Genomic DNA, 12,799 nt, shown 5'->3' on the forward strand with positions numbered 1-12,799 from the left:
GGTCCTTCAATTTAGCGATTCTGATTTCTTTGTTTCACCACTCGTCCCAAGCACTTTTTGATAGGTGCCGAGCGTCTTGGCGGCGATCCTCTCAGGTGAAAACTCGTCAACTGCAATTCTAGCTTGTTTTCCGAACTGCTTTCGTAGCGTCTCGTCGCGGAGCAATTGTGCAATAGATCTTGCCATCGACTTGTCGTCTCCCACCGGCACAATGAACCCGCTCTGTCCATTTCTAATCTTGCGTGCGACATCCCCAACATCGGTAGACACCACCGGACGGCTCATCGCCATAGCTTCCCACACTGACACTGGAGAGGACTCTGCTTGAGAACTGCAGACGTAGACGTCGAAACGTGCGAGATATGGGCGAACATCACTAAGAGCGCCTGCCCATTCAATACAGTCTGCAACCCCCAGTTCTTGGGCCATTTCCATCAGTCTCGATAGATACGCCTTGCGGTTCTGGTGGATGGCTCCAACAATTATTACTTTCAGGGTAGGCGTCTCCCGCCGAACTATTGCAGCTGCGCGGATGAGTGTTTCGAGCCCTTTGACTGGTGTGACGTTGGCCACCGTCCCGATCACCGGTCCGTCAACTGAAGGAAGAACAACGTCATTCTCTGATCTGCATGTATGCTCGATGCTGAAGCTGTCAGTATCGACAGTTGAAGGCACGACTGCCTGTAACCTATTCTCAAGAGCAGCGCCGTAGTAGTCTCGGGAACGATAAGATGCGAATATGAAGCCAGAGGCTAGAGGTGCGAAGAGGCTGAATAGCTTGCGCACCCAGCCTGGCATTTGGGTGTCGTTGAGATGCCAGACTGAGGGAACCCCGGCCAGCCACGCCGCCAGTATTGCCTTATATTGCCAGCTTCCGCCTGAGGCATGAACGAGATCGACACGCTCGCGCTTAAGCAACAAGGTGAGCTGTAACACCTCGACGGGCGAGAACAATAGGTAACCTAAAGCGATGCGCCATTCCTTAGTTATCCTAGTCATCGGTAGTGTGCGGTAGGGCACGCCTGCGGATTCGCAGAGGGCACGGAACGGTTCAGAGTTCGCTTTCGGCATGATAATCAGTGTCTCGGCTCCCTCCAGAGCAGCGGCGACCCGAACCATTCTGATTTGCGGTCCACCGAGCTTGCCTTCTTCAATGACGTTGGCCACGATCAATCTTGCAGTTCCCTTTTGACTGATTTGTTTGCAGTGTCAGAAGAGCGGGGTGATGCCGCACCTTTCGCGGGTGTTCGGACAGGCAATGATCTGAAGGTTGTAGAGAGTAAAAGGTAAGCCGCAACGGATGAATATAACCCGATAAAGAAAGTGCTAAGATCACCGCGGATAAAGATTGGGAAAAGCGCGATATAGCTAACTAGTGACCCGTGTATTATACCTGATGGCATTTTTTTTGGGCTTGAGATGATCGTGTCGGCCCGCCGCATTGCCCAACCCGCCATGATGGATATTAGGATTACGCCTAAGAAGCCGAAGTCAAGATATGCATCGGCGATGGAAAGCACCCCTACGTTGTCAAAGACATAGCCGGCGTGTGCTGCAATTTCCGGACCTGTTCCTTGATTTTTGGATGTCCAAATCGAGCGTGGGACGAGTATGAAAACTGCCGATAGAACCCGCACTGGAGGAGATTGCGAGGTGAATTCTGTTGAGAATATATCGTTAAAAAGTGACATAGAAGAGAACTCTAGGGAAAAAAAGCTTTGAGCTACCTGCTGTATATTGAAGCTGAGATTGCCGCTTCGCATACTTGTCGAGAATGGCAGCATTATTATTGCGACCATTACTAAGAGATGCGCGCGATGCCAGATGTAACGTAGGTTGCCACGTTCAACATAGGCGAAGAATATAATGGTTGGGCCGAAAAGAGACACGTATCTCTGTGTGTTATACGGGTTTGACATCAGAAGGCCAACACCAAGGCAAAATAATAGCGCTGGCGTGATACGCAGCGAACCAAAGTGTTTGCGATCAACGATGTAGAAGTAGGAAGCCCAGAACGGTAAAATCTTCAATGCGCCTTTGATGAAGTTCGCGTAGCTTGACAATCTTTCTACACCATCGACCCGGTAACGGTTCCGCGCGAGAAAAATTTCATCCGGACCAAAAACACCTAAGAAAATGGCGAGAGAAACTATCGCAATAACTATTAGAACAAAGTTGCCGACACGCGGACGGTCGCGAGGAGGTTTGGCTAGTCTGTTTCCTGAGTTGGTACTGAAGCTGAGAAAATGGAAAGATAGATTGAAGCACACGACGAATAATAGGAAAAGCCACATCGTTTTTTCGGTTAGAGCTGTCGATGGAGAATACGAGAATGAGAAGCCAACGGTCAACTGGATAAGAAATGGGAAAAGAGTTAGGAAGTAGATTACAGAGTTAGCAAAAACAGCGGCGTATCTGGCCGTTAAGATGGCATAGAAAGTAAAGAGCGCGGTCACGATCAACAAAATGTTCATTCGCGGCAATGCAGGGGAATCTTGTGCCAACTGTGGCATTACTGCGAACCCCAAGAAAAGCACTAGAGTGAGCGTACCAGTGCGTGCGCGTTGAAATATATTAGTCATTCTTAGTCATCGCGCTAATTACGTGACGGCGAAGCTTGCGTGCAATTAGGGCGCTATCGTAGTGACGAGCGGTTTCACGAGCTGCTGCGCCCATATGGCGGCACCGTTCCGAATTTCCCCAAAGCTCTCGCATTGCCTCCATCAATGCTTTAGTGTCGCGTGGAGGTACCAATATCCCCGTATTGCCGCCTGCCGTTAATTCCACCCCACTCATCACACCGTCGGTCGTAACCACTGGGAGGCCAGCAGCCATCGCCTCCAGCACAACCATTCCCCAACCGTCGTGATAGGACGGCAGAACGAAAAGGTGCGCCAAAGCATAGATCTCAGCTTGGCCTACGGGACCAAGATAACCGTGAAAAATCACGCGGCTACGCAGATAAACGGGTACTGCAGCCTCTAAATTGGAACGTTCGGGGCCATCGCCGATCAGATGCAATACGGATGAGGGATGCTCCCCGGCGAGCCGACTAAAGGCATCGATCAGCCGATCGATGCCTTTTGAGGCGACCAGCCGAGCAGTGCAGACGATTGACACAGAAGCTTCATCGTCATGCGGCTGCACCTGCAGGAATGTCGACAGATCACGCGCGTAGGGAACTGAAGCCAGCCGTGCGCGCGGAATACCCAACTGTGCATAGATGTCGGCACCCGCCGCCCCAATCGTCAACACCCTGTTAGCACGTGCGATTTCACGTATCACTAGTCGCTTGGCCCATTTGCGAAGTCTCGTTTCGTTCGGCCATATGCGCATCCTTTCGCCCCAGAAGACCCAGGGTCGCGCGAGGACAATGTTGAGATAGAGAATACAAAGCAAGTGAAGCGGAGGCATGTATCCTTGGACTAATACGAGCCCGTTCCCTTGTGCTCGGATCCGGGACAAGAGCGCTCGTAAACGCCACAGTCGCGAATTCGCAACCGGTAAAAACTCAGCGTCGTAACCAGCGATACAGACAGGATCGGCCCATTTTGCATTTTGCCCGCTGGTGTAGACCACCCGGACCTCAATATCGTCGCAGCGGTTCAGGGCCTCGTAAAGGTCAGTCGTGTTTGGGCTGGGCGAATTCGCGATAACGAGAAGCTTAACCATCGCTACTAGACATTTTCGCGCAGGCTGTCACGCGCGCGCTGCAGGTTTTTCATCAACTCCGCTTCATTCTCATATCTGAAAATATATTTTATTCCTTCCAGCGAAGCGAGATCGAACTGCCACCATTTAATCTCGGTTAGCAGGGTTACGATTTCTTCGTGAAAACGCATTTTGATCGATTTTGCCGGTACGCCTGCCGCGACCGTAAACGGAGCGATATCTTTTGTGACCACGCTACCGGCTCCAACTATTGCCCCGTTACCAATCGTGACGCCCGGAAGAATAACTGCTAAATCTCCGATCCAGACGTCGGAGCCGATCCGAACTCCTGTACCTTCCGAAGTTGGTCGCGTTAGGCCTAAACTTTTCAGAAGAGCCAATTGGTTGCAAGTCGCGCCTTCAGGGTGGTTTGAGCTGATGATGCGCACGTCCGCACCAATGGCATTGAAATTCTCAATAGAAACGAGCTCACTCCCTTTGATCAAGGCAGGGCCGTTAATATTATTATGATAGCCTAATATCAGAGGAGCGTTGAGCTTTGTTCCAACTGATAATCTACTGTAGTTAATATGAACGTCCCTGACTTTGAGGCTTGCAGAAATTAGCCTCCTTCGGAGGCCTCCGATTGGGATTGGAGGAGGAGCAAAGTTCATTTTCGGTCCGACGTGGGTGGGAGCTGATGGGCAATACTTTGGGATACCAATCTTAAGGTCACTAGGCCAAGAACTGCTTGGGTTAGCGCCGTCGCCAGCCCGGCGCCGACAATGCCGAACCGGGGAATGAGGAGTAGATTCAGTGCTACGTTTGCGAGAGCAGCTGCTGCACTAAGCGTCGCGTTAATGCGTTGCTTCCCGATCATGTTTAAGAGCACACTTGCTGGACCGGTCGATGCAAATATGCTCTGGCCGACAAGTAGAATGACCATCGCAGAGTAGCTTGCGTCGAACCCGGCTCCGAAAATGATTAAGATTATATGATCGCCCATCGCCATGAGGAAGACGAGCGGCAGTGCGGCGCCGGCAACCGAAAGCTTCACGCTAAGTCGGAAGAACTGCTCGAGCTCCTTCGTCGCGCGCTCACGCCAGAGTGCGGCAAAGCGGGGCGAGAATGAGGTGCCAACGATCTGAAGCCCTATGATCGGCAGAAATGAGAGCTGCTGGGCGATACGATAATGTCCGACGCTCTCGTCACCTCGAAGCATACCGATCAAAAAAATGTCGGCATAGTTGTTTATTTGAAGTATTCCACCCGTGATGGCGAAGATTGCTCCGGCTGATAGCCAAGAATAATCGAAAGTATTTTGGGTATTACTTGTCTTCGGGCTCGGTGCATAACGGGAAAGTATGAGCCAAACGAGTATAAGAGCTGACGCTGAAGATATAATATATAAGATGACCGATAGTTTTGCATCGACCGATATCCCAAGCGATACACAGGCGAGTAGCAAAGAAATCAAGATCATTTGTCGAAATGCGAGATCAGGAAATAGGCCCAAAACGACACGATGGAGTCCCCGAATAGCAGCGCCGTATACTGCGGTGAGCGAAGCGAGAGGAATAATAAACCCGGCCAGAAGAAGAGGCAGCTGATCGCTCGAAGGGTCGCCATGCCAAACTCGGGTTACTACAAAGATGCCGGCGAACATCATCGCGCTCATGATTAGCGTGATCACCGTTGCCCAACGCCAAAGGTTGCGCATTCCTCCCCAGTTTCCGTCGGACTGCATATAGGCAGTTTCGCGTAGGACGAGCCGTGGGAAACCCAGTTGTGTTACCACGCCGCAGATCGACGCAACCACGATAGCAAAGGAATAAAGACCAAATTGAGATGCGCCGAGCATTCTGGCAAGTAACATCGAGACGATGAAGCCTAACCCTGTATTGAGGAGCTTGATCGCACCGGTTCCGCTAAGCAGCCGAAGCAGGCTGTTTTCGGACGTATGCCGAAATATTCTATGAAGTGACATTCGATTGCTCGCGTCGCGCCGGCAGCCATTCACTGAGGTCTAGGTCTGTAATGTCCTCTAGCCGCATGATGTCTTCGGAGAAGCCAGAAAGTATTTCTGCGCGCGTTTTGAAATCGAGTGACTTCTTCTTCTCCGAGGTCTGTGTATTGAGATTTGTAATTTCATGCCGCAGGCGGTTACGCGCGACTGATGGAAGAAGGTTTTTGGCTAGCCTTTTCAGAATAGAGTCTTTGGCCATGAATTGTGCGACAAACTTACTGCGCATTCTTGCCTGAACATTCGATGCTTTGACTTCTAGACTCAGGCCATTAGGAGAAATTTCCAAAAAACTAGAAATGTCTGTGCGTATGGCTCCGTTATTCAAGTCTTCCAATCGAGCAAAGAAGAACTGGTGGCGACCAAAATGTTGCAGCCAAGTTTCTACAGACGAGGAATAAAAAGACTCACGTACATAAAGGCAGTCGTAATCCAACGTTCCCGTCGAAGCGTCGAAAACGCTTTCGGAGAAGTCGGCGCTTTCGGCTTCTAAACGCCGAGCATGTAGGTAGTGAGAAAAAGCCCGATCGGCGGGATTTCGAAACAATACAACGAAACGTAGCTTTTCGGGATGCGCAAGCATCGCTTTCATGCGTGGTATTACGACATTAGCGTTATGTAAGTAGGCCGGCGTCGCTTCGCCAACAACTTTTTCTCCTTTTGCTCCAGTAAAGAATTTCGTCAAATAGCCGTCAAATCCAATTTCATTATATAGGTTGGAGTCCGAAAAGAATCGTAACTCTTTCAATTTCGGCATGTAGATATCTGGGTGTGTCGATAGCCACTCATGCAGCGTGGTCGTGCCGCACTTCGGTGCGCCGATGATGAAGAAGTTGGGTTCTGTCTTAGGCATTCAATCTAGTAGTCCTCGGTTTTCGAAGTACGCTTCTAGCTCCTTTCGTTGCATCGCAGGCTCGAGCGAGGAGTGATATGGGCGGTCGGAACGAGGACAATCGACGAGATGAGCGTATTGCGGTGCGTTCATGTCGGCGAAGGCTGAGGTCACGACAAAGAAATTCTCGTATTCGAATGTGCGTCGTACCTCTTCGTCATTCATCAACTCTTCATACATCTTCTCGCCCGGCTTGGCACCAATCTCGACAATCTCGATGTCGCGATCTGCTCCTAGACGCGCGCGCATGAGCTCAGCGATATCTTCGATCCGAGCGACAGGCATTTTGGTCACCATGACCTCCCCTCCGGTCGCTAACCATACCGAGTCGAGGACGAGCGAAGTCGCTTCTTCAAGCGTCATGATGAAGCGCGTCATCTGTCTGTCGGTGAGGGTGATCGGACCGCCCGCTTCAATTTGACGTTTGAAGAGTGGCACGACGGAGCCGCGTGAACCGAGTACATTGCCAAACCGCGTCGAGGCGAAAATCGTTCCCGGGCCATTTTCCGAGCGTCCGATCGGCTTGCCGTAGGTTTCGGCTGCCGCTGTCATCAAACGTTCCCCCATCAGCTTGGAGGTTCCCATGACATTGGTCGGGTTCACCGCTTTGTCCGAGGAAGTAAAGATCACCCGTTCGACGCCGTTTGCTAGTGCGGCGTCGATGACATTTTGAGTGCCCTGAATGTTGGTGTGAATCGCTTGGTTCGGGCTGTCTTCGCATAGGCCGACATGCTTGAGTGCCGCGGCGTGTAGCACCACGTCCACCCCGCGCATCCTTAGCTTCAGAGCATCAGCATCACGAATATCCGCGAGGTGGGCCGAAACTTTGCCAGTGCCTCTAAAATGCTCTAGCTGGAAAAACAGTTCAGTCTCGTTGTTGTCGATGCAGATGACGTGTGCTGCAGGCCCTTCGACAAGTTGGCGCACCAGCTCTGCGCCAACGGTGCCGCAGGAGCCGGTCACGAGGACGGTCTTGCCGTCGAATTTGTTCGACATCAGTTCCACCTCACGCGCGGCATGATCCGATCGGCTACGATCGAGTCTTTGTTGGCGATAATGCGTTCAATCATCTGCGCTAGCACTTCGTCGGTCATGTAATTGGGCTGCAGTCCCAATTCGATGAGGCCTGAATAGGTGGGATTGTAGTGGTGCTCTTCTTTTTCCTTGCGCGGATTTGGAATGGACTTGATCTCGACATTGAGGCCCATTGCATCGCCCGTTTTCTTGACGCGTTCAGCGAGTTCGTTGACCGTGAAGGTCTCGGTCAGTTGATTAAAGATGCGCAGTTCGCCTTTCGCGGCGGGTTGCTCCGCTGCAAGCCGCACGCATTGTAGCGTGTCGCGTAGGTTGAGGTAGCCTCGCGTCTGACCGCCACCTCCGTAAACAGTAAGCGGAATTCCCGCAACTGCTTGGACAAGGAAGCGATTGACGACAGTTCCGAAGATGTCGTCGTAGTTAAAATTGGGCACGAGGGAAGGGTCGAGATCCGCTTCAGGAGTCGAGATGCCGTAAACAGGCCCTTGCATAAGGTCCGTGACACGTAGGCCATAAGTCCGCACGTAGAACCAAAGCAGATCGGTATCCAACACTTTCGTTGTGTGATAGAGCGAGCCGGCAGCACGGGGGAAGAGGAATTTATCCTTGCGACCCTTGTGCTCGATTTCGATCCAGCCCTCCTCGATGTCGATATCAGGGGTGCCGTATTCGCCCATCGTTCCAAGTTTGACGATATGACATTCCGGCACGAGGTCCTTAACTGCCCAGATGCAGTTGAAGGTGACATCAAGGTTGTTCTTGAAGGTTTCGCGCGCCTCTGAGAAACCGCGCATCGAATATGGGGCAGAGGGCTGTTCCGCGTAATGAATGATCGTGTCAGGCTGCGCTTCACGCACGATGTCGAACATCACTTCGGGGTCGGACAAATCCCCGATGCGAACTTCGATATGTTTCCCGGTCAGTTGTTCGAAGTGCCGCGCGCGACCACTCAAACTAGGGGTGGGGATAAGCGCTTCACTATCGGTCTTCTCGGCAATGCGTCTGCGAAGATAATTATCGGCGACGGTTACTTCATGGCCAACTGCCGCGAAATCCATTGCGGTCGGCCAACCGAGATATCCGTCTCCACCGAGGATCAAAACTTTCATGATTTAAACTCCAGTATTAGCATTTTGTTGGTGTTTTTCGGCTTCTAGGAAATGACGCACTGTGCGCCGCAGTCCTTCTTCGAGCGGTAATTGGGCTTGCCAGCCAAGCTTGGTCTTTGCTTTGGACGTGTCGGAGAAATTCCGCATGACATCCCCATCGCGACGCGGCCCGAGAAAAGTGATGGGGCGAGGCACGCCTTCGGCCTCGAGCGCATCCAGGAGCACTCGCGTCATTTCTTGAACAGTGGTTTCCTTGGCCGTGGCAATCTGGAAGCATTCGCCGCCGGAGCCCTTGCTGGTGGCTGCACGGCGAATGGCATCGATCAGGTCGGAGATGTGGATGAAGTCGCGTGTCTGTGCTCCATCGCCATAGATTTCAAGCTTTTCACCCGCCAAAGCCTGCTTGATGAACTTTGCCACGACCGAACTCTTATGGCCGGAGCCTTCGCCGTAGACATTCCCGAAGCGAAGCGCGACGGTTTCTACGCCGAAGCAATGATAATAAGCGGAACAATATCCCTCGCCTGCCAACTTCGAGGCGCCGTAAGGAGAGGCAGGGTGTGGCGCCATTTCTTCATGAAGTGGCGGCGTCTGGACCCCGAGCGGTGCGCCCGAAGACGCGAAGACGAAGCGGCTGGTTCCTGCGTGGCGTGCCGCCTCAAGCATGTTTAGTGTGCCGATTACGTTTGTGCGACAGTCTTCGTGCGGGTTCGCGACCGATGGCGCGACGCCGGTATTGGCTGCAAGATGGACAATGACGTCGGCGCCGATGCTGGCGGCGCGAGCGCGCTCCGCGTCGAGTATGTCAGCTTCGATCAAGGCAACGCGATCTTGGTCCCACTCTGATAGGTCGGCACCTTCGGCCAGGTCTACGAAATCTGTCGCTGAGGCGAGGTCGTCTCTGCTACCGACCGATAGGTTGTCATAGACTCTGATTTGGTCGTTGGAGCTGGCCAACAGTTCCGTAATCAGTGCGCGCCCGATGAAACCGCAACCTCCTGTAATCAACCACCGCATGTCAGCGTTCTCCGTTTCCAAATCAGTTTTATTTCAGGTGCGCCGGTTCGCTCACCTCTACCGCCTCGACGCCGGTCTTAGAGAAGGGCACGTCGGAAGCCGCGAAGACACAAGATTGGCCCCCGTGGGCGAGGGCGTCGCGGACGACCCTCGGCAAGTGGTCCGGCGAGCTGACGAAGAGAACGGCCTGGTGATCACTATGCTCCAGTGCCAGTTTCACTTCGTCTGATGTGTTTCTTGCGGTTCCAAGATTGGTAATTCCATGTGCTGCGAATAATTCGCCGCTTTTCTTGTCCCGCGCGTCATTTGCATAAAGCGGTAGTTTCAATTCCTCCGCCAAGGCAATGGCGCGTGTCAATCGGCCGCTTTTACAGTCGTCACCCAGCATAACCTGTGTCCAATTCTCGGCCTTGCTGCTGTAGCTATGCACAAAAACAAATTCGAGATTTCCGATCATTTTTTGCGATCTTCAGGCAAAGTTAATGCGTCTTTTTTTCTGACGAGTTGTGTGGGGCAGTGGTTTCCTTACGAAGCGCCTCAATCTCCGCCTTCAACGCCTCAAACTCCGCCATCTTCCGCGCCAAGAACCGCTGCGTAATCGCCGCCTTCTCCGCCACGCCCTTCGGCGTCAGCAGGTAGGCATACCGGCGCTTATCTTCGGCTGCTTTGAAATTCCCGAGCTTCACGAAGCCTTTTTCCACGAGAGCTTTGAGCACATAGTTCGCGCTTCCGGTGCTCACGCCGACCGCGTCTGCCAGCTCGCGCTGCGACATCTCCGGGTTTTCCTCAAGAAGGCGCAAGATGCGAAAGCGGATATCTTCCTGGACCTTGCTGCGCTGGCCTGCCATCAGAAGCTCGCATTCTGGCAGGCTACCGCATCAGCGCTGACTCGGGTCAGCCTGAGGGGAGGGGTGTTCACAGTCTGGGGTCGAAAATCCGACATCGTTCAAAGTTGAGCGGTAGCAGAGTGCTGCACCCGCTAAAAGGGTGTTTATGCAAATCCAGTCATCCGGCAAGGGAGGTCACGGGCGTGTGATCGCAAGCTGCTTGGAGGCAGCGGAGATCGGCCGGTGAAGTATGGCAGGAGCCTTAGGTGTCGAACGGGGAAAGGTGCCCAGTTTGTCTGGAGAGCAGCTCGTCGCGGGAGGGTGTCGCCAAGCGCGCCGCAACAGAAGCGTCTCCAGTCGCTTGTTCGAGGTGCGCCGCCACTTGCCTCAGTGGGCTGCTTGACGTGCCCGGATGCCAGGGGTGAGCAGGGGGCGCAAATCCTCGAAAGTTTCGCCGCCGCGGAACCGCCGGAAGGCAAGCGCCAGGCGCTTCACATGTTTTGCCTCGTCGACGTCGAAGAGTTCGGCGCAGTGATCAGCCGTGCGAGCGGCGAGCATTTGGGGAAATGGCCACCTGGCCGAAGGCGCGCGGCAAAACGTGACGGCCAGCGTGCGTTCGGCGGCGAAGAACCGCCCGCGATGATCGAATTCTCCCGGAGGGTCGGTGCGCCGCTCTTTACGGTCGAGATATTCAAACGCCGCCGCGATTTCAGCGCTGGTATAGGCGAGACTTGTTGCGAAGACCGCGAATTCGCGACGCGGGCCCGAGGTGGGGAGGATGTCGAGCATGATGTTGTCCTTTGCTTGCTGAGTGATCCCAGTTTAGCCGAGGCGGGTGAAAAATCGGTTTTGAAAAATCTCGAAAATCTCTCGGTTTGGTCGAATTATGTGGACAACTCGGAGGCGTGTGCCGGGTGAAGGTCAGGCAGATAGGGGGCGTGGCCGCGTTGGGGGGGCTCGTCGCTCGTAACGCCTGGACGCGGTGTATTCGGAATAGACCCTCACCTGTCCTAGGGTGATTATCTCAGGGGAAAGGTGCGATCCGGTCTTGCACTTTGCGGCTCGCAAATCTCCCAGTGGGGAGATCTTCGGGCTGCGCCGAGCGACATCGTTGCCGATAGTCTTTTCGATCCCCCTTGCAGGGGACACTCCCCTTTCGGGGCACAATTCTCAAACGCAAAACTTCGTCGAATTCTCGAAGAATAATTGTGTCTAATCGTTGTCGATCCTCCTTTCGGAAGGACGTAAAGATCCTTCCGAAGAGAGAACACTAACCGGATCGCTTAGACATAATATGCTCGCAAGGCGCTGAAGTAAATAGAAAAATATCTCTAGGTTGTAGGGCTGCGCCTGGCGCTGGGTAAGCGGTGACGCCTAGACGCCAGTCTGACGTCTCATTGAAGCGTCAGCCCTTCTGCCGCTCGACGAACTGCCAAAGCTTGGAGAAGTTCTTGCTCGCAATGGTCATCACGCCGCCAACTTTGTTGCCGCGGATCGCGCGCCAGTCTTCGCCCATCTTCTCGCGAATGCGCGCAAGGTTGCGATTGCTCACGCCGCCCAAACGCATCTTGTAGAGCACTTCGGGGATATAGACCGAGCGACCGGTCGCTTGCGAGAAATAGCGCAGGATGAAGTCGTAATCGGCGGCGATCCGGAAGCTGGTGTCGAAGCCGCCGAGGCGCTCGTAGGCCGAGCGCCGGAGATAGAGGCTCGGGTGGGCCGGCATCCAGCCGCGCTTGAGTTTCGCCGCGCTGTAAGGGCCCGTCGCCCAATGTCGCACCACCTTTGCCGTGTCCGCTTGCGAGACATAATCGAGATTGGAGAAGACCGCCTCGACCTGCGGGTCCTCAAAAGCGGTGGCGATGCGTGACAGAACTTCGTCATGGGCGAGGAAGTCGTCGCTGTGGACGAAGCCCAGGACATCACCGGAGGCCTTGGTCACGCCCTTGTTGAGCGCATCATAGATCCCCTTGTCGGGCTCGCTGACGAGGACCATCCGGTCATGTGCGGCGCGCTCGATCGCGGCGAGCGAGCCGTCCTTCGATTTCCCCTCAATGATAAGGTGCTCGAGCTCGGGATGGGTTTGTCGCCCGACGCTCTCGATAGCCTCGCCGACGGTGGCTTCGGAATTGTAGACGGCTGTGATAACGCTAATCTTCATGAAAATGACGGCCCAGTATAATGCGCTACGTCTGTCTATAGGCGCTTAGCGGGGCGGACGAAACCGACCAATCCCTAACCCGGC

The 12,799-nt window shown here is 53.7% G+C and carries 13 protein-coding genes; all 13 read right to left on the reverse strand.

Translation table 11 applies throughout. The features are described 5' to 3' along the window. Positions 1-6: 6 nt before the first annotated feature. Positions 7-1,167, reverse strand: coding sequence for a glycosyltransferase family 4 protein (locus AC2TZ7_RS06105; RefSeq protein ID WP_489866789.1), 1,161 nt, complete (start codon positions 1,165-1,167; stop codon positions 7-9). 2 nt (positions 1,168-1,169) lie between these two features. After that, positions 1,170-2,582: a hypothetical protein gene (locus AC2TZ7_RS06110; protein ID WP_489866240.1), complete on the reverse strand. Its 1,413-nt coding sequence runs from the start codon at positions 2,580-2,582 to the stop codon at positions 1,170-1,172. Continuing rightward, entirely contained in the window at positions 2,575-3,672 is a 1,098-nt protein-coding gene (locus AC2TZ7_RS06115) for a glycosyltransferase family 4 protein (RefSeq protein ID WP_489866241.1), read from the reverse strand. The genes AC2TZ7_RS06110 and AC2TZ7_RS06115 overlap by 8 nt, the downstream gene beginning before the upstream one ends. A 5-nt stretch (positions 3,673-3,677) precedes the next feature. Next, entirely contained in the window at positions 3,678-4,325 is a 648-nt protein-coding gene (locus AC2TZ7_RS06120; protein WP_489866242.1) for a CatB-related O-acetyltransferase, read from the reverse strand. Beyond that, entirely contained in the window at positions 4,322-5,638 is a 1,317-nt protein-coding gene (locus tag AC2TZ7_RS06125) for a flippase (protein ID WP_489866243.1), read from the reverse strand. The genes AC2TZ7_RS06120 and AC2TZ7_RS06125 overlap by 4 nt, the downstream gene beginning before the upstream one ends. Further along, on the reverse strand, positions 5,625-6,527 hold the full coding sequence (locus AC2TZ7_RS06130) for a sulfotransferase family protein (RefSeq protein ID WP_489866244.1): 903 nt from the start codon (positions 6,525-6,527) through the stop codon (positions 5,625-5,627). The genes AC2TZ7_RS06125 and AC2TZ7_RS06130 overlap by 14 nt, the downstream gene beginning before the upstream one ends. Continuing rightward, positions 6,528-7,562, reverse strand: a complete 1,035-nt coding sequence (locus tag AC2TZ7_RS06135; RefSeq protein ID WP_489866245.1) for an SDR family NAD(P)-dependent oxidoreductase — start codon at positions 7,560-7,562, stop codon at positions 6,528-6,530. It lies immediately after the preceding gene. Continuing rightward, on the reverse strand, positions 7,562-8,710 hold the full coding sequence (locus AC2TZ7_RS06140) for an NAD-dependent epimerase/dehydratase family protein (RefSeq protein ID WP_489866246.1): 1,149 nt from the start codon (positions 8,708-8,710) through the stop codon (positions 7,562-7,564). The genes AC2TZ7_RS06135 and AC2TZ7_RS06140 overlap by 1 nt, the downstream gene beginning before the upstream one ends. A gap of 3 nt (positions 8,711-8,713) precedes the next feature. Further along, a complete protein-coding gene (locus tag AC2TZ7_RS06145; protein WP_489866247.1) occupies positions 8,714-9,727 on the reverse strand; it encodes an NAD-dependent epimerase/dehydratase family protein in 1,014 nt (337 codons plus the stop codon). Between the two features lie 28 nt (positions 9,728-9,755). Beyond that, positions 9,756-10,184, reverse strand: a complete 429-nt coding sequence (locus AC2TZ7_RS06150) for a YdcF family protein (protein WP_489866248.1) — start codon at positions 10,182-10,184, stop codon at positions 9,756-9,758. Positions 10,185-10,206: 22 nt separating this feature from the next. Then, positions 10,207-10,575 (reverse strand): MarR family EPS-associated transcriptional regulator, encoded by a 369-nt coding sequence (locus tag AC2TZ7_RS06155; RefSeq protein ID WP_489866249.1) that lies wholly within the window; start codon positions 10,573-10,575, stop codon positions 10,207-10,209. A 366-nt stretch (positions 10,576-10,941) separates the two neighbouring features. Then, positions 10,942-11,343 (reverse strand): hypothetical protein, encoded by a 402-nt coding sequence (locus tag AC2TZ7_RS06160; protein WP_489866250.1) that lies wholly within the window; start codon positions 11,341-11,343, stop codon positions 10,942-10,944. Positions 11,344-11,959: 616 nt separating this feature from the next. After that, positions 11,960-12,715, reverse strand: a complete 756-nt coding sequence (locus AC2TZ7_RS06165) for a glycosyltransferase family 2 protein (RefSeq protein ID WP_489866251.1) — start codon at positions 12,713-12,715, stop codon at positions 11,960-11,962. Between the last annotated feature and the right edge of the window lie 84 nt (positions 12,716-12,799).

It is taken from the genome of Thioclava sp. ISO4 (assembly GCF_058105145.1).

Excerpts from the sequence above, each read along its gene's own strand:
- AC2TZ7_RS06110 (WP_489866240.1), bottom strand. The coding sequence starts at position 2,582 with ATGACTAATATATTTCAACGCGCACGCACTGGTACGCTCACTCTAGTG.
- AC2TZ7_RS06115 (WP_489866241.1), bottom strand. The coding sequence starts at position 3,672 with ATGGTTAAGCTTCTCGTTATCGCGAATTCGCCCAGCCCAAACACGACT.
- AC2TZ7_RS06120 (WP_489866242.1), bottom strand. The coding sequence starts at position 4,325 with ATGAACTTTGCTCCTCCTCCAATCCCAATCGGAGGCCTCCGAAGGAGG.
- AC2TZ7_RS06125 (WP_489866243.1), bottom strand. The coding sequence starts at position 5,638 with ATGTCACTTCATAGAATATTTCGGCATACGTCCGAAAACAGCCTGCTT.
- AC2TZ7_RS06130 (WP_489866244.1), bottom strand. The coding sequence starts at position 6,527 with ATGCCTAAGACAGAACCCAACTTCTTCATCATCGGCGCACCGAAGTGC.
- AC2TZ7_RS06135 (WP_489866245.1), bottom strand. The coding sequence starts at position 7,562 with ATGTCGAACAAATTCGACGGCAAGACCGTCCTCGTGACCGGCTCCTGC.
- AC2TZ7_RS06140 (WP_489866246.1), bottom strand. The coding sequence starts at position 8,710 with ATGAAAGTTTTGATCCTCGGTGGAGACGGATATCTCGGTTGGCCGACC.
- AC2TZ7_RS06145 (WP_489866247.1), bottom strand. The coding sequence starts at position 9,727 with ATGCGGTGGTTGATTACAGGAGGTTGCGGTTTCATCGGGCGCGCACTG.
- AC2TZ7_RS06150 (WP_489866248.1), bottom strand. The coding sequence starts at position 10,184 with ATGATCGGAAATCTCGAATTTGTTTTTGTGCATAGCTACAGCAGCAAG.
- AC2TZ7_RS06155 (WP_489866249.1), bottom strand. The coding sequence starts at position 10,575 with ATGGCAGGCCAGCGCAGCAAGGTCCAGGAAGATATCCGCTTTCGCATC.
- AC2TZ7_RS06160 (WP_489866250.1), bottom strand. The coding sequence starts at position 11,343 with ATGCTCGACATCCTCCCCACCTCGGGCCCGCGTCGCGAATTCGCGGTC.
- AC2TZ7_RS06165 (WP_489866251.1), bottom strand. The coding sequence starts at position 12,715 with ATGAAGATTAGCGTTATCACAGCCGTCTACAATTCCGAAGCCACCGTC.